Source organism: Vibrio sp. 10N.261.46.E11 (genome assembly GCF_041472735.1).
Taxonomy (GTDB): Bacteria; Pseudomonadota; Gammaproteobacteria; order Enterobacterales; family Vibrionaceae; genus Vibrio.
In genome coordinates, this window is sequence record NZ_JBFRQW010000036.1 from 1 (window position 1) to 14,595 (window position 14,595).

Annotated in this window: 14 protein-coding genes and 4 pseudogenes; 5 read left to right on the forward strand and 13 right to left on the reverse strand. The window is 43.2% G+C overall.

Annotation, left to right across the window (positions count from 1 at the left end; all coding sequences use genetic code 11):
• Window positions 1-40: 40 nt before the first annotated feature.
• A pseudogene (locus AB4407_RS11830) lies at window positions 41-760 on the forward strand (hypothetical protein); the annotation flags it as partial.
• A 115-nt stretch (window positions 761-875) separates the two neighbouring features.
• Here the strand turns inward: AB4407_RS11830 and AB4407_RS11835 are convergent.
• The 4 genes and pseudogenes from AB4407_RS11835 to AB4407_RS11850 all read right to left on the reverse strand — a co-directional run.
• Window positions 876-1,268 (reverse strand): annotated as a pseudogene (locus AB4407_RS11835) (hypothetical protein); the annotation flags it as partial.
• 13 nt (window positions 1,269-1,281) lie between these two features.
• Window positions 1,282-1,602, reverse strand: coding sequence for a hypothetical protein (locus AB4407_RS11840; RefSeq protein WP_372120681.1), 321 nt, complete (start codon window positions 1,600-1,602; stop codon window positions 1,282-1,284).
• Window positions 1,602-2,387 (reverse strand): DUF4225 domain-containing protein, encoded by a 786-nt coding sequence (locus AB4407_RS11845; RefSeq protein ID WP_372120682.1) that lies wholly within the window; start codon window positions 2,385-2,387, stop codon window positions 1,602-1,604. The genes AB4407_RS11840 and AB4407_RS11845 overlap by 1 nt, the downstream gene beginning before the upstream one ends.
• A gap of 3 nt (window positions 2,388-2,390) precedes the next feature.
• Entirely contained in the window at window positions 2,391-2,888 is a 498-nt protein-coding gene (locus AB4407_RS11850; protein WP_012604177.1) for an Hcp family type VI secretion system effector, read from the reverse strand.
• Between the two features lie 324 nt (window positions 2,889-3,212).
• Between AB4407_RS11850 and AB4407_RS11855 the strand changes: the two are divergent.
• Window positions 3,213-3,364: pseudogene (locus AB4407_RS11855) on the forward strand (alpha/beta hydrolase); the annotation flags it as partial.
• Between the two features lie 178 nt (window positions 3,365-3,542).
• On the opposite strand, the gene AB4407_RS11860 reads toward AB4407_RS11855, so the two are convergent.
• The 3 genes and pseudogenes from AB4407_RS11860 to AB4407_RS11870 form a co-directional block, all read right to left on the reverse strand.
• Window positions 3,543-4,895 (reverse strand): linear amide C-N hydrolase, encoded by a 1,353-nt coding sequence (locus tag AB4407_RS11860; protein ID WP_372120683.1) that lies wholly within the window; start codon window positions 4,893-4,895, stop codon window positions 3,543-3,545.
• An 80-nt stretch (window positions 4,896-4,975) separates the two neighbouring features.
• Window positions 4,976-5,095: pseudogene (locus tag AB4407_RS11865) on the reverse strand (IS3 family transposase); the annotation flags it as partial.
• Window positions 5,096-5,239: 144 nt separating this feature from the next.
• A complete protein-coding gene (locus AB4407_RS11870) occupies window positions 5,240-6,748 on the reverse strand; it encodes a DUF3360 domain-containing protein (RefSeq protein WP_372120684.1) in 1,509 nt (502 codons plus the stop codon).
• A 324-nt stretch (window positions 6,749-7,072) separates the two neighbouring features.
• Here AB4407_RS11870 and AB4407_RS11875 point away from each other — a divergent pair, with 324 nt between their 5' ends.
• Window positions 7,073-7,945 carry a patatin-like phospholipase family protein gene (locus tag AB4407_RS11875; protein ID WP_372120685.1) on the forward strand — a complete coding sequence of 291 codons (873 nt, stop codon included), beginning with the start codon at window positions 7,073-7,075 and terminating at the stop codon, window positions 7,943-7,945.
• Window positions 7,946-7,989: 44 nt separating this feature from the next.
• On the opposite strand, the gene folM is transcribed toward AB4407_RS11875, so the two are convergent.
• From folM to folK, 4 genes are all read right to left on the reverse strand, one after another.
• Window positions 7,990-8,706 carry a dihydromonapterin reductase gene (folM, locus tag AB4407_RS11880; RefSeq protein ID WP_372120686.1) on the reverse strand — a complete coding sequence of 239 codons (717 nt, stop codon included), beginning with the start codon at window positions 8,704-8,706 and terminating at the stop codon, window positions 7,990-7,992.
• A complete protein-coding gene (gene folE / locus AB4407_RS11885; protein WP_372120687.1) occupies window positions 8,703-9,341 on the reverse strand; it encodes a GTP cyclohydrolase I FolE in 639 nt (212 codons plus the stop codon). Before folE ends, folM begins: the two co-directional genes overlap by 4 nt.
• 10 nt (window positions 9,342-9,351) lie before the next feature.
• Window positions 9,352-9,729: a dihydroneopterin triphosphate 2'-epimerase gene (gene folX / locus AB4407_RS11890; RefSeq protein ID WP_372120688.1), complete on the reverse strand. Its 378-nt coding sequence runs from the start codon at window positions 9,727-9,729 to the stop codon at window positions 9,352-9,354.
• A gap of 124 nt (window positions 9,730-9,853) precedes the next feature.
• Window positions 9,854-10,351, reverse strand: coding sequence for a 2-amino-4-hydroxy-6-hydroxymethyldihydropteridine diphosphokinase (gene folK / locus AB4407_RS11895; RefSeq protein ID WP_372120689.1), 498 nt, complete (start codon window positions 10,349-10,351; stop codon window positions 9,854-9,856).
• Window positions 10,352-10,521: 170 nt separating this feature from the next.
• On the opposite strand from folK, the gene AB4407_RS11900 reads away from it, so the two are divergent.
• The gene (locus tag AB4407_RS11900; protein WP_372120690.1) at window positions 10,522-10,860 is read left to right on the forward strand and encodes a cytosolic protein; all 339 of its coding nucleotides are present in this window, start codon (window positions 10,522-10,524) and stop codon (window positions 10,858-10,860) included.
• A gap of 175 nt (window positions 10,861-11,035) precedes the next feature.
• Here the strand turns inward: AB4407_RS11900 and AB4407_RS11905 are convergent, their stop codons facing one another.
• Window positions 11,036-12,409 carry an L-cystine transporter gene (locus AB4407_RS11905; protein ID WP_372120691.1) on the reverse strand — a complete coding sequence of 458 codons (1,374 nt, stop codon included), beginning with the start codon at window positions 12,407-12,409 and terminating at the stop codon, window positions 11,036-11,038.
• 185 nt (window positions 12,410-12,594) lie between these two features.
• Window positions 12,595-13,290, reverse strand: a complete 696-nt coding sequence (locus tag AB4407_RS11910) for an NAD-dependent epimerase/dehydratase family protein (protein WP_372120692.1) — start codon at window positions 13,288-13,290, stop codon at window positions 12,595-12,597.
• A gap of 665 nt (window positions 13,291-13,955) precedes the next feature.
• On the opposite strand from AB4407_RS11910, the gene AB4407_RS11915 reads away from it, so the two are divergent.
• Window positions 13,956-14,567: a flavin reductase family protein gene (locus tag AB4407_RS11915; protein WP_372120693.1), complete on the forward strand. Its 612-nt coding sequence runs from the start codon at window positions 13,956-13,958 to the stop codon at window positions 14,565-14,567.
• Window positions 14,568-14,595 lie beyond the last annotated feature (28 nt).

Consider the following 14,595-nt stretch of genomic DNA (forward strand, 5'->3'; position numbering starts at 1 on the left):
TCGTTATTTTGATTAATAAACGTTCACGATCTCACCGTGCCCTGCAAGTCGACAACAAGCGCTGTCTGAACTCAAAAAATACAAGACAAGCCAGTTCAATAAAACAACGTATAACAAGGTATCTAAAATTGGTTTTCTGAAAGAGGCGTTAGCAGATACTTTTTCATCGCTATTTGGAAAGCTGGGTGTGGCTGAGACACTCATAACTAAGGTCGCGCCGGATATGGCGCATTATTGGAATGAAGATACCTATTTTGGTAGCGATGTCAGGCATAGGCTATTGGTTGAACTAAAGGAAGCGCTTGATAATCAAGATGATGTGATGATTGTATCGCACAGTCTCGGATCGATGATCAGTTATGACGTGTTATGGAAGCTGTCTCATTACGGAGAGTATAGACACGACTATGGCGCAGACAGAAAGGTCAACTTATTGCTTACGCTCGGGTCACCGTTAGGCGATGAAAACGTAAAAGACAGGCTAAAAGGGAGTCGCTTGAAAGATGAGAAGAAGTACCCTTTGAACATTCAGCAATGGATAAACATATCGGCAGAAGATGATTTTATCTCTCATGATAGTAAAATTAGAAATGACTTTAAGGATATGCTCAAACTGGATTTGATACCCGGCGGAATGAAAGATATCCACCCAACCTACAACCTCAATATTCGAAACGGAAAAAGCAATCCGCATGCTTCCATCGGTTATCTCATCAACCCTAAATTCATTAAAGTTCTGGATGAATGGCTCTCGAGTTAATTTAGTTTTACTATCGTAAATTGCTAGCTGCTTGTTCGTTGAAACTTAGATAAAACAAGGCCTCGCGATTGTGAGGCCTTGTTAGACTCGTTCAACACAACACTGATCAAAGTGATTAAGAATTTTTGTATTCGCAATAGTTAAGCTTTTTTGAAAGCGACTCTAGGCTAAGTTTTGCCAATGTGTCTTTAAAAGGCGAATTATGTAAGGCAGTAGTGAGGATGTCGCGCTCTTCTGCTGAAAGCAAATTAGCATGCCTGAATAAGACGTAATCTAATGCGACGTGCAGGTACAATGTTGAGAAGTCAGGTTCAAGCAAGTCATCATTGTTACTCAACTGCCCGATAAGTGCTTTAACGCTTCTTTTAATACCTTCCTTTCCCCTAATCGTTAGCACGTTTTGCTCAGCTTCGAAGCGGCTCATTGCAGCGCAGCGAAATGCCACTTCCATCAGCGTTTTACTCAGTCCCAATAACGACATGCGTTGAGTGTCGCTAGCCTTGAATATCAATTAGTCATAATTAAGTACGAATCGCTAACCGTTTAAACAGCCCGCTTAGTTTTGATGGTGGCAATGTAGCGGTAGTCAATACTAAGAAAATAAAGCTTAAAAACCTTAACGTGTCTGATACGGTGGCTGCATTAGATGTAAAAAAGAATAACCAATTATCAACGACGACCTTTTCAAACAAAATGCTATAGTGCTGGTGCCCAAATGCACATGCAATAATCACATATGCAATAAACTGCATTTTGGAATTGTTTTTCCGGTAATGCTCTGAAAGAAAATGGTTTATTCCAATTCCTATTAAACTAATCAATACGTATTGTACTACTGACATTATTGATCCTTGTTAAAGTAAGGGCTTGCTGCATCGCTCAATGTGTTGTAATTACCAAATGTTTCGTTAAGTAATGCGCCCTTAGACATTGTTCTCCATCCTTTAGAAAAATCTCTAGATGAATAGTAAAATAGTTTAAATTGTTGAGCATTAGGTACATTTGCATGTGGGACTGTCTTTAAAGTACTTTTTAGTCCATATACACTTGTAGCAATATCTACAGTCGCATATGCCATATTACCATCTCTTTCACTTAGCCCCACACTAGCCGCAATTTTTTGATAGCCTTTTCTCAAGGTGCTGTTGCTGTTTCCATAGTCACCAGTGTACTCTCCTTTCCAATTCTGAACGATGTTACCAGTCATATTGTATGAGTTTTCGTAAATGTTGTTTCCTCCATGTGTAATCATTGGAGCGCCAACACCACTGCACCAAGATGCGCCAGCAATCGAAAAAATAGAACTAGTCACACAGAGACCATATCCAGCAGATAACTGTCCTACTCCAGCAACAAGCCCAATACCATACTTGCCCAGTTCGAGCGCCTGATCAATCAAACTTTGCCGCTCTTGCTTTACCAACCGAACAAGTTTGTCCCCAAAAAGAATACCTTTTTGGTAATCGTTCAATAAGCATTGACCAAGAAAGCGGTACTCCTCTCTAAATTGATGCTGGGAGGTTGGATCTTGCAAGTGGCTCATACTGTACATATTAGCTTGGCGAAGTAAGCCTCTTACAGCGACTCTTACTCCGTCTTCTTCAACTTGTTCTGAAGTATGACTCATCGATTAGTTCTTTTCCTGTAACTCTGAAAATGGTTGCAGCCAAGTGGCAAACGCGGCAGTGTTTGCGCCAACGTGACGCCAGTTGATGTCTCTGTATGCGATTGCAACTGTTTCCGTCATTTCACTGTCGTTAAAGTCGACGACATGAGGCATATGAGATGAAACCGACCGAATCAGTGCACCACTTAGTGTTATTTCATAAAAAAGTTCATCCCCACCTTTGTGATTTGGTCGATAAAAGGTCAAACGACATTTTAACTCCTCGCCATCAGAACATGCTTGGGCTAAAACTGGCGAAGACTTATCAATCTTTTTAACAATTTGAATCGGAGCATGGACAGATCGACTATCGTGAGCTATTGAATGAGAGAAAGAAAGGACTGTAATTTCATCTTCGTGACCTAACTGGTAGCTGTTACCCATTGAGTAAAAAGTATTACAGCCTGTTGATAGACAGCCACTAGTAATACTCTCGATAGAGAGGTAAGCTTTTGTACACATTGAATTTTTCCTGATTTTTAGTGTGCAGTAATGTTAGCAGAATGCGATAAGTCGAGCACCTTACATATCGGGGTTATTAATAGGCATTATGAATATAATGGATATCTAAAAGCAGGTATCAGCAAATTTTCAACGGCAGTGGAATCTATTATCTATAGTTGCCAAAGTGCAAACACCTTTATTTGTTTCACTTCAGTGATTGATCTTCATATTGTTTTTCTTGTTAGCTCTTGGGTTTGCTAATGTAGTGGTAGTGTAATTGTTAGCTTATGAAAGCTATCTAGAACATAATTTCCCGTCTCCAACATCACACTCTTGAAGTTCATGGCGCTTGGTAGTATGAATGCCATAGCTCATGATTCAACGATTAAGTGCGGCATGCGATATCCCATGATGGTGAGCAAATTGCGTATGACAAAAGTGGGAGCGGGGAGTCGGCGCTGATCTTAACTCACGGTTGGCGCTTAGGCAGCCGCTCACACAACGTTGATGAAAGCGTTGAAGTCAGTGCAGTAGGGCGTTGCCGTTGATAAAGGTTAGCTGTAACCGTTCGATAGATAAAACTAAGGCCTCGCGTGTGCGAGGCCTTTTTGTGCTCCGAACAAAGCTTGATAATAGAAAGGGGCAAACAATCTATCTCACTTAAGCGCAGTACTATCGTTCGTTTACCTTATTTGTAATATCAATAGACTTATTGCCAACATCTAACTTGTATGGTTTTTCTTTTTCTAGCTTTTTAAAGTCTAATTTATTTAGGTCCAAGCTGAATATTTGTGGTGATTCGTACATTCTCACTGAGTACTTTTTATTGACCAAATCCGATACGGTTGCCCACTGTGTATAGTCATGAACCAGTTCACCAGTGGAGTCTCTACTCGTTCCCTGCGGAATGTCCACGGTATTTAAAATGTGGAAGGCTAATGTCGTCGCGTCTTCTTTACCTACTCTAATATCTCTGCTCAGCGTTTCTTTTCTATGTTGCATAGAATCCAAGTTGGCAACCAAAATATCCTCATCATCCGTTAACTGATACACAGGGAAAGAGAAGTTGGCCATCATGGACGCTCTTACAAAACGATCTAAAGGCGTCGAACTACCAGGGACTTTAGAAAAGCCTGTACCTTGAGCGTGAGAGCTGCACTTAAATCGACTTGCTGCATTATCATAGGTTTCAACATTAGGGGTTGCTGCGTGACCGTCATTGTCTTGGAAGTTAAATGGCACCACATCAACATAGTTGTGCAGGACATTCTCTTGCTGCCAAGCAATCAACGGGTCGTTAGTTAACACACCGATTGGGTTAAGGTCGGTAATCGTGAGTTTTCCGTCTACATACTCCAATACGATGCCGTTGCCCAAAGCGTCTTGTACATGAAAATGAAAGTGCATTGCACTTGGTACTTTAGAAAAAGGATTGGCAACTAGGATTTTATCGTCATCTGGGATATCGCTTTCTTTTAAGTCAGAGCCATGCTTATTGACGGCCAATTTATCGTACTGGAGACCATCAATCACATCTTGGCAAGTCGCGCAGTTAGACAGGATCCACGTAGTAATACTCGGATAATAAACCACCCCTTTGCTGTTTTTTAATTCTCCATCTTGCTTCAGTGGTTCTTGATATTCAGATTGCACCAAAACCATAGTTCCAGACGTCAATCCTTCTTTATTCATACCATTGCTCGCGATATCGGCCAACATCTGCGATACACCAATGCTCTCTTCGATTGAGGTAGCAAACCCATTTAAAGCAACAAAGTCGTACTTGCCTTTCCATGTGTATAACTTGGCGTTCACTAGGGTAATGTCTGGTCGTACAGCAAATTCATCACTCGCAAAACTGTATGGTGTCAACTCCTTCGCAGCACCTTGAGTGTATTCATGTCCTACGCTGCGGAAAAATAACTCTGATTTAAGGCTGGGTCCTAACTCCATTGAACGACCAACTACGGGGATGTTTTTGTTTGGGTCCAATGTCATCCCTGTAATGGAAAAATTAGTGCACATATTGACTGTCCTTGATAAGTAGAGAAGTAGACCCCAACGGTCGCACACATAAGTTAATTCTCTTAAGTGGTTGATCCAGCTTATACCGCGTATTTTTCCCTGCTGAAATAAGCTTCATCAGGAATGAGGTCATTGAGGCCTTGATGGTTACGCTCTCTACTATAAAACACCATGCATATGTAAATTTCAAGTTCTGCTTCTTCGGTGTGGTGCAAATTTGAGGTACACCTTCTTGTCGGTAGACATTAAAGTTTGAGAGGAAATGCGCCTTTTAAAAGCTCCTCATAACGTAATAAAACTTAATAACAGAAAGGGTCGAACATTCGATAACGCTTGTTTAGAGCTTAGCGAAAGCTTGGGATAATCGCTGGAATCCCCGGTAGAAGGCCAACCAACGCCATTACACCACTTAGCACAATAAACATAATGCCAGGCAACACCCAACGGCTCATTTTACTAAGCTCACTACTACGTTCTTTACAACCGACTAAGCCTAAGTTATCCAATAGCATGGTGAGAGCCCAACCAAATGCAGGGTTAACGAGCGCTGAAGAAAATACAACAATCGCTGCTGATTGTGTGGTTTTCCCTTCACGCGTCATTTCCATTCCAGCTTCTAGCAATGGCACAAATACACCAACAATCAGCGCTACACAAAGCACAGGTTGCCAGATAGCTAAATCCATCGGGTAACCCCAAACTGCGGCGATGATACAGAACAGAGCTGTGAGCAATGCGCCGGCAGGAATAGGGCGTTTAGCAATCGCCGCCGGTACGATATAAGTCCCCCATGAAGACGTAAAGTTAGTACCACCGAGCAGAGAACCGAACGTTTGGCGAATTGAAGCCGTGGTCATGGTGTCGTCAATGTTCATGTGCACTTTTTCGGTACGTTCTGGATAGCTGATCTTTTGAAACACTTGGTGGCCTAAGAAATCTGGCGACCACATCGCTACCGCTAGAATCGCAAATGGCAATACCACCATGAAATGTTCAATCGTCGGTAGGCCTAGCATCCAACCTGTATCTTCTCCCCACCAATACATAGGGTTCATGTTGGGTAAACCCGGCTCGGTTTGAAAAGAAAACGGGGCGCCCATTGCAAATGCTAACGTACCACCCAGCAAGCAGCTAAGAGGTACAGCTAGCCAACGCTTACGGAAATGTTCCAATAACGCGTACAAAATGATTGTGCAGAAGATCACGACAAACGCGATATGGCTCATGCCGATTCCCTCGGCCCAAGCGAACAGCTTTTTCACTTGAGAAGCGGTTCCAACAAAGCCAAGGTAGAGTAACAAGCCGCCACATACGCCTTTACTGGTGAGGTTGGCCAACATGCTGCCACCTTTACTGATGGCTAAGATGAGGCCAAAAGCGCCAATCAACAAGCCAAAGGCCATAGGGTGACCGCCTGCTGCAACCACAATAGGAATCAAAGGGATAAGTGGGCCGTGTGTACCTGCGAGGTTCGCGGTCGGCAATAAAAAGCCAGAGAAAATAATGATGAAAACAGAGGCGATGAGCAGTTCATAACGAACGTTTTCTAAAATAAAGCCTTCATCTAATCCGAGAGCCCCCGCAAAGGTAGCAGCAATCGCGCCCACCATAACCACTTTACCAATGGTCGCCGCCATCGCTGGGATGGTGTCTTCTATCTCGAATCGATAATCTTTAAACGGCAAGTTAGGACGCCAGCGTTTAGGCGACATGATTTGTAATTCATGTTCTAAATATTGTTCGCGGGAATCAAACTCCGAGCTTGGTTTGTGTTGTTGTTCATAAGTGAGTTCATCCTCATTGGCTTGAGGCTTATCTGCTTGTATATGTACGGACTCTAAAGTACTGCTCATTTTGATTCCTTTCGTTCACACTCTAAGGCGTGTTATTCCAACAAACGTTATTGACTCACGCAGAAGCGCAAACAATGCGTCAACTTAAAATTAAAAACTCATTAACATTTAGTTGTTAGTACCTTATACCAAACCAAAAAAAACAAATAGTCTCAGGTAGTTAGACATTAGTCGTAGAGTGTGAGGGCTAATATGAGAAGCTATAAATAGTGTGACTTAGTTTATTTATAGACCAGTGACCTCTACTCATGGCTACACGAAGTGATATGATTTTGCTGAAAGAACTAAAGAACTAAAGAACTAATGAATTAAAGGATGAGTACGATGGAAAAAACGGTCTCATTGGTACTGGGCAGTGGTGGCGCAAGAGGCTTGGTTCACGTTGGAATCATCCGCTGGCTCATTGAGCATGGCTATCAGATAAAATCCATCTCTGGTTGTTCAATTGGCGCACTTATCGGTGGTGTCTACGCTGCGGGTAAGTTGGATGAATTTGAAGAGTGGGTCACCAGTATCGACCAAGGTGATATGGCAATGTTGTTGGACTTTTCATGGCAATCGAGTGGTATCTTCAAAGGGGACAAGATCATCGACACACTGCGTGGACTGATCGGCGAGATTTCAATTGAAGATCTGCCTATCCCTTATACCGCAGTTGCTGCCAACGTCGCCGATGAAAAAGAGGTTTGGTTGCAATCAGGCTCTCTGTTTGATGCTATTCGTGCCTCTATCTCTTTGCCGCTGTTCTTGACCCCTCACGTTATCAATGGAGAAGTGCTCATTGATGGCGGCGTTCTCAATCCCGTACCGATTGCGCCTACCTTTAGTGATAATACAGACTTTACACTGGCTGTGAACTTAGGGGGTGAACCTGAAATGGTTAAACAGGAAGTGATACCGGTTTCCCTGCCAACAAAAGAGAGCAACCTGCATGAGAAGGTGGTTCATTTTATCGATAATCTCGGTAGTAGTGTAAAAAGCAAAATGACCTTCAACTTTGCTTTTTACGATATTGCCAACCAAGCATTTGATGCGATGCAATCGACGATTGCTCGCCAAAAATTGGCCGCTTACCCCGCCGATATTACGCTTGAGATCCCACGTAATGCTTGTGGCACCTTAGAGTTTGATCGCTCGCAAGAGATGATAGACAGAGGCTACCATTTGGCACAGGCTAAACTGGGCAACCGTCTTTAATGGGCAGGTTACAGCTGTTTTAGATAGCAGATAATGCAAGGACTTCACTTCAAATGCCTTCCGCCATCAAGGTGCAAAGTTCTTCCTGTCATGTAGTGACTGGCCAACACAAACTTGATGCCATCTATTATTTCTTCAAAGCCCGCTTCTGCGGGTATCAGAGCTTTCTTAAGTGCTTTGGTTTTGTATGCCTCATCGTCATGATCATTGAACTTAATCATGGCTGGAGAGAGGGTATTTACCTTCACCTTGGGAGCCAGCATTGCTGAGAACGATAACGTCAGGTTGTTGAGCGCCGCTTTACTGGCCGCGTAAGCGATGTGTTTTTTACTGCCTTTTTCCGCAACGTAATCACTGATGTGGATGATATCTGAAGTTTGATCGCCAGACATCAGCTGGTCTTTGAGAGTTAAATTGAACAGATAAGGGACTGTTGCGTGAATCGTCATCATCTGGTGCATGATTTGTGAGGCATTCTCACTGGGGTTGCTTTTGTTCTCAGGCTTCCAGTCGGATGCGTTATGTATGATGGCTCTGAGTGTTTTATATTCTTGACCCACATAATGAAGAAATTCTTCTAGGCTGCTTTGTTGATAAAAGTCTACCTGCTGCAAGTCGGCTCCACTATCGCGCAACAGTTGCAGTTGCGGGTAGTCGCTGCGGTAGGTGCCAACTACTTTGTATCCATCCGCTAAAAATTGCTGCGCCAGTGCGAAGCCGAGTCGCTTTCCCACGCCGGTTATTAGTATCGTTTCACTCATCGTAAAAACTCAGCTCTGGTTTGAGGGTTAGTTTTGAAAATACCACCGAGCGCGGTCGTTGAAGTTTCAGAGTTTGCATCCATGACACCTCTGGATTTAACGCAGTAGTGAGTGGCTTTAATTGTCACGGCCACATTTTCTGTTTCCACTAGAGTCTGTATCGCGACCAGGATTTGCTGAGTAAGGCGTTCTTGCACTTGAGGACGCTGAGCAAAGAACCGAACGATACGGTTAATTTTAGACAGCCCAAGGATCTTGTTTTCAGGTATATAAGCCACTTCCGCTAAACCATCGATGGTAATGAAGTGGTGTTCGCATGTAGATGTTAAATCGATACCTGATACCTTAACCATTTCATCAACTGACATTTTGTTTTCTATAACACTGATTTTTGGGAAGTTATCGTAATCAAGCCCTGAAAATATCTCATGGACATACATCTTTGCGATGCGATGAGGTGTTTCAGCAAGGCTGTCATCGGTTAAATCCAGTCCAAGGGTACTGACCACTTCGGTCAAAAGCCCTTTGATGCGGTTGTACTTTTGATCGGGGTTCATTTCGCTCGCTGTTATTGGGGTTTCAAGTCCTTTTGCGAGCAAAGCTTCTCTTACTTTTTCGGCTTCTATATTCAGCATGACGCTCTCCTTATGAATTACTGTCGTTGTCTGCTTCGTAGATCAGGGTGAGCGAGACAGAGTCGGCAAAACGTAGCGCATGAGGCTTATCAATTCTCACTTGAGCGTATCGCACCCATGGATGGTCGATACAGATGCCAAGTACGTCGCTGGTTAGTTTTTCCAAAAGCAGAAACCGTCCAGATTCGACGTGTTGAATGATCTTCTTGCAGATGTTTTTGTAGTTGAGCGCGTTGTCCACATCATCAGAGAGACAAAGGTTGTTAGCCGGGTAGTGAATTTCTGCATTGATAACGATGTCTTGCTGTTTCGACTTTTCTTCTTCGTTGAAACCGATGAAGGTTCTTAGTCTCAGGTTTGTGATGGTGATAATAGCGTTGTGATTCATAACAGTGTCCAATCCTTAGAAAGTGAAGTCAGTTACGTGCTTGTTTTAAGAAAAGATCAGTAAAGTCACGCGATTAAGATTTCAGTTGTTCTTTTTTAGTCGTTCTTTTTCAGTCATGTACGGGCTAAGTGAAGCTGATCTCAAAAGAGATGGGCTCGGTTTTCTGACTCATCTGGTCGAAGCTTTCCCAGAGTTGCTGAAACGAGATATTTAAGGTGGGATGACGTTCTTGTGCGGCAATATCAACTAATGGCCTGAGCACAAATGCGTACTCGGTGATTTCGCCTCTCGGCAGTTCTACGCCATCGATAATGCCTACTTGATTGCCATAAAGAAGGATGTCGATATCCATCGTGCGTGAAGCGTAGGCTTTGGTCTGACGTCTGCGATCGTTCTCTGATTCGATTTGATGCAGAACCTTAATTAGCTCTGCGACAGTCAGGTCACATTCGAACCCAACGACTAGGTTTAGGAAGTTGTCTCCGTCAAAACCGACAGGTTCGCAATCGTAGAAATTAGAAATGTGCAGCGGTGCAAAGCGTTCATTCAGTGCTTTGAGAGACTTTGTGACGTGGTGTTCGCGGTTAATGTTGCTTCCGATGCTGACATAGACGTTGGCCATAGTATTTCCTTCATTTTAAGGGACCTATACGTCCAACTCGCGATGAAGATCAGTTGTGCATCCTCTTAAAAACAGGAAGATAAAAGAAAATGTGGTTCTGCCGCAAATCGCGTCGGATAGTGATAGAATTCCCGCATCAGAATTATCGAGAATCTAGGTATTTATAAACAATGTTTATCCATCACGTTAACGGCATCGACTGGCTGGTGATTACAGCTTTTGAAGAACTGAAACCGATGTTTATCGAAGATGCAGGTCCAATCCCATCTTACTTCTCGACCGCCAGTGAATTGAGCCTGATTGACCAAGCCAAGCGCAGCTATGGTTTTTTGCCGACTCTCCGTGGTGTGATCACCGATACCGGCACGTATCAAAGCAAAGATCTTGAAGAAGATTTGAATCCACAGCTTGCGTGTATCGTTGAAGGGCGAGGTCGAGTGTTTATCTATCACGGTGACTATGTGGCTTTTGTCGATGACGAACAAACCTTCATTACTCGAATGGACTGAGAGTGATTCAGTGAGTTGGGAGTGGTTAATTAGCTAATAGGTTAATTAGTTATGGATAAATTACTCTGTAGATAAAACTAAGGCCTCGCACGTGCATTAATGCCGTTCACTCTTAAGTGAACGGCATTAATGCACAGGCATCGGTTTTTTGTTTGTCGAGATGTTTGATTCAGAATTAAGCGTTCGCTTGTTCCAAATCTTGCTGCTTGTCCTTTTTAGCCAATAGGCGGCTTGTGATTGTACCAGCTGTCATTGCACCAGATACGTTAAGCGCAGTACGTGCCATATCGATAAGTGGCTCGATAGAGATAAGCAGTGCTGCGATAGTCACAGGAAGACCCATCGCGGGTAGTACGATAAGTGCCGCGAAAGTTGCACCGCCACCAACGCCGGCAATACCAAATGAGCTCACTGTGATAATAGCAATGAGAGACAGAATGAAGTTAATGTCCATTGGGTCGATACCAACCGTAGGCGCAACCATAACTGCAAGCATTGCAGGGTAAATACCCGCACAACCATTTTGACCAATTGTCGCACCGAAAGACGCAGACAGGTTAGCAATCGCTGGTGGCACGTTTAACTTAGTGATTTGAGCTTCAACGTTCAGGGGAATAGTTGCTGCAGAGCTACGAGACGTGAAAGCGAACGTCAGTACTGGCCAGATCTTTTGGAAGTACTCTTTCGGGTTGACACCAACAAAAGAAACCAACACACCGTGAACGACGAACATCAGGATAATAGCGACGTAAGAAGCAACGATGAAGCCCAATAGGCTTAGGATGTCAGAAGCACTTGACGTTGCGACTACCTTCGCCATTAATGCTGCGATGCCATATGGCGTTAGTGCCATGATCATCTTAACTAAGCGCATAACGATAGATTGAGCCGCTTCAACGAACGTACGGATTGGAGATTCTAATTCTTCTTTCTCTGCCATCACCTTACGAGCAGCAATACCGGTTAGCACGCCAAAGATAACTACCGCGATGATAGAAGTAGAGCGAGACCCTGTTAGGTCTGCAAATGGGTTAGTCGGAATAAAGCTAACCAGCATTTGTGGAATCGTTAGATCTGAAACGCTACCGATGCGGCTTTCTAGTGTTGCGATACGTGCTGTTTCACGAGCGCCTTCAGTTAAACCTTCAGCCGACAAGCCGAATGCTTGTGTTACAACAATACCAACAATCGCAGAAATTGCCGTTGTTGCTAGCAACACAGAAATGGTGATGCCGGAAATCTTACCTAGTGAGCCGCCTTTCTCAAGCTTCACTACTGCCGCAATCATTGAAACTAACACTAATGGCATGATGACCATTTTTAGTAGGCCAACGTAACCACGACCCACAATGTTTACCCAGTCGAGCGTCTCTTTGATAATAGGATTGCCTTCACCAAATAGCAGTTGAAGACCAAGGCCAAAAGCACTACCGAAAACTAAACCGAGTAAAACGAGGCGAGAAAGTGTGTGTTCTTTTTTCTGCTGTCCGTAGAGAAAAAAGAGGATACCAGTGAATACCGCTAAAGCAGCGATAGCTGAAAATGACATTGTTTTTCCTTATGAATAACCTTGAATCGATAGGGCGCTTAGATATATGGGCGCAAATACTGTTAGCTAAAATAGCGACCTGTAACAAAACGTAAAATAAGGAAAAGTAATTGATTAGAACGATTAGTAATATCCACCCAATGGATTGGATGGATATTCAACATTGTGGTGAATAGGTAGACGTTTTAATGATATTTCGCTAATAAATTAAGCATGTCAGTCGAGGTGTAGATTTCGATACTTTGGAAATTATTTTCGAACAATCGGAATAATATTGCTTTCGCTACATCTTCCGATTGGATAGGGCGTAGGTTTTTGAATTTTCCAAACATTAACGGAGATATTAAAGGGAAGACTCTTTGTAGGAGCTTTTCATCAGTTCTGGGTTCGGCACGTTCACCCACCAGCGGGCCTGGACGAGCGATGAAGAGCTGCTTGAAGCCAATACGTTTTAGGTTTTGCTCCATTTGTCCCTTACAGCGCAGATAGTGTGAATAGGAGTCTGGCGAAGCGCCATAGCTAGAAACGACTGCGACACGTTGAACTCCAAGGAATTTCATCGACTGTGCCACTTGGCTAACCAGTTCTACATCGATCTTTCGCAGCGCTTCTTTTGAACCTGCTTTTTTCTTGGTTGTGCCTAAGCAGATAATGCCTAAGTTGGGCGTCGCTTTGGTGTCGTCCCAACTCGTTACTTGTAGATCGTTGTGGATGAGTGTATCGAGTTTGTTGGAGTGAAATTCTTCACCTAATGCTCTTCGTGACAAAGCATAGATGTGTTCTACAGCGGGCTCGTTAATGAGCAGTCTCAGGGCATGATGACCAATTAGCCCTGTCGCACCAGCTATAACAACCGATGTTTTATCTCCATTAATACTCATTCTATTCCTTACTCGCTCTACAAGTGCTTGTTTAATATAAACAGTGTTTGAATTTTAAGCGAACAAAAGTTTCATGAATGAGCGTTAGGAAGATGGGGTTTGATGATGGGCTTTTATACGGAAGGTATGTGCTTAGCTAGGTAAACCTCAATTAAGGTGTTAAAGATAACAAAGCCCGCTGGGCGACGGGCTTGTTATTTACTTTGCTACTTTGTTGTCTTATTGCTTCGACAACTATTAGGTGAAGGAGAGTGGGATTTTCCTTACCTTTTTGCTGGTTTTCTTACTCGATTTATTTGGTTTTCTTTTACTTGTGTTTGGAATCATTTCACCTCCTAAATCATTGTTTGGTTTTGTCTTTCAATCGATTGTTTTCTTTTAAAGCAACTGCGATGTGGGTATTCACAGTATGGGCACTCATCAATGGAGAGATTAACAAGTACTTTAGATAAAGCATAAACGATGCCAAAATGTAAGTTATTGATAAATCTATTATCAGCATTGTAGGTGTTTCGGGTTCGTCAATTTGACTGTCAATTTGAGAAAATACCGGTGTGATCTGTTCAAATTAAGAACACTCTCTACCGTTTCTGTTGATTAGGCATAGATACAGCATTGCTTAACACGTAAACTGAGTCGTAATTCACATAGACCAAGGACGTGCTATGAACCTCAAGCTTGATACTCTTGCTCCCACTCAGATTTATCACTTGATGACACAAACCGTTGTTCCTCGCCCTATTGCGTGGGCATTGACGGAATCTTCTGATCAAGAGTACAACCTAGCGCCTTTCTCTTATTTCACGCCTGTTTCCAGCAATCCGCCGCTACTGATGTTATCAGTTGGGAAAAAGCCGTCGGGCGAAATCAAAGATACCACCCGTAATGCCCTTGAAACGGGTAAGCTAGTGATTCACATTGCTTCTTCAAGTTCTGCAGAAACAATGACGGCAACAGCAGCGACTCTCGATCATGGTGACTCTGAAGTTACCGCGAATAATATTGAGCTAGTTGAATTTGAAGGGTTTTCTTTACCGAGAGTGAAAGAGTGTGCGGTCGCTTTTGGCTGCACCTTGTACGAAGTAAAAGAAGTGGGAGAGGTGCCTCAAAGCCTTATCTTTGCTCAAGTTGAAACCGTGTACATTTCCGAAAATGTGATTGATAAAGAGAGTGAACGTCTTAAGATTGATGCGTTAGCATTGGACCCTCTATCTCGACTTGGTGGCGGTGAATACGCGACGCTTTCCAATGTGTTCTCTGTTGCACGCCCTAAATAGTGTTATCGATTTAGCTTAAACAGAATCG

Bases quoted from the DNA above. Each gene is read 5' to 3' on its own strand.
- AB4407_RS11840 (WP_372120681.1), bottom strand. From the start codon at position 1,602: ATGTCAGTAGTACAATACGTATTGATTAGTTTAATAGGAATTGGAATA.
- AB4407_RS11845 (WP_372120682.1), bottom strand. From the start codon at position 2,387: ATGAGTCATACTTCAGAACAAGTTGAAGAAGACGGAGTAAGAGTCGCT.
- AB4407_RS11850 (WP_012604177.1), bottom strand. From the start codon at position 2,888: ATGTGTACAAAAGCTTACCTCTCTATCGAGAGTATTACTAGTGGCTGT.
- AB4407_RS11860 (WP_372120683.1), bottom strand. From the start codon at position 4,895: ATGTGCACTAATTTTTCCATTACAGGGATGACATTGGACCCAAACAAA.
- AB4407_RS11870 (WP_372120684.1), bottom strand. From the start codon at position 6,748: ATGAGCAGTACTTTAGAGTCCGTACATATACAAGCAGATAAGCCTCAA.
- AB4407_RS11875 (WP_372120685.1), top strand. From the start codon at position 7,073: ATGGAAAAAACGGTCTCATTGGTACTGGGCAGTGGTGGCGCAAGAGGC.
- folM (WP_372120686.1), bottom strand. From the start codon at position 8,706: ATGAGTGAAACGATACTAATAACCGGCGTGGGAAAGCGACTCGGCTTC.
- folE (WP_372120687.1), bottom strand. From the start codon at position 9,341: ATGCTGAATATAGAAGCCGAAAAAGTAAGAGAAGCTTTGCTCGCAAAA.
- folX (WP_372120688.1), bottom strand. From the start codon at position 9,729: ATGAATCACAACGCTATTATCACCATCACAAACCTGAGACTAAGAACC.
- folK (WP_372120689.1), bottom strand. From the start codon at position 10,351: ATGGCCAACGTCTATGTCAGCATCGGAAGCAACATTAACCGCGAACAC.
- AB4407_RS11900 (WP_372120690.1), top strand. From the start codon at position 10,522: ATGTTTATCCATCACGTTAACGGCATCGACTGGCTGGTGATTACAGCT.
- AB4407_RS11905 (WP_372120691.1), bottom strand. From the start codon at position 12,409: ATGTCATTTTCAGCTATCGCTGCTTTAGCGGTATTCACTGGTATCCTC.
- AB4407_RS11910 (WP_372120692.1), bottom strand. From the start codon at position 13,290: ATGAGTATTAATGGAGATAAAACATCGGTTGTTATAGCTGGTGCGACA.
- AB4407_RS11915 (WP_372120693.1), top strand. From the start codon at position 13,956: ATGAACCTCAAGCTTGATACTCTTGCTCCCACTCAGATTTATCACTTG.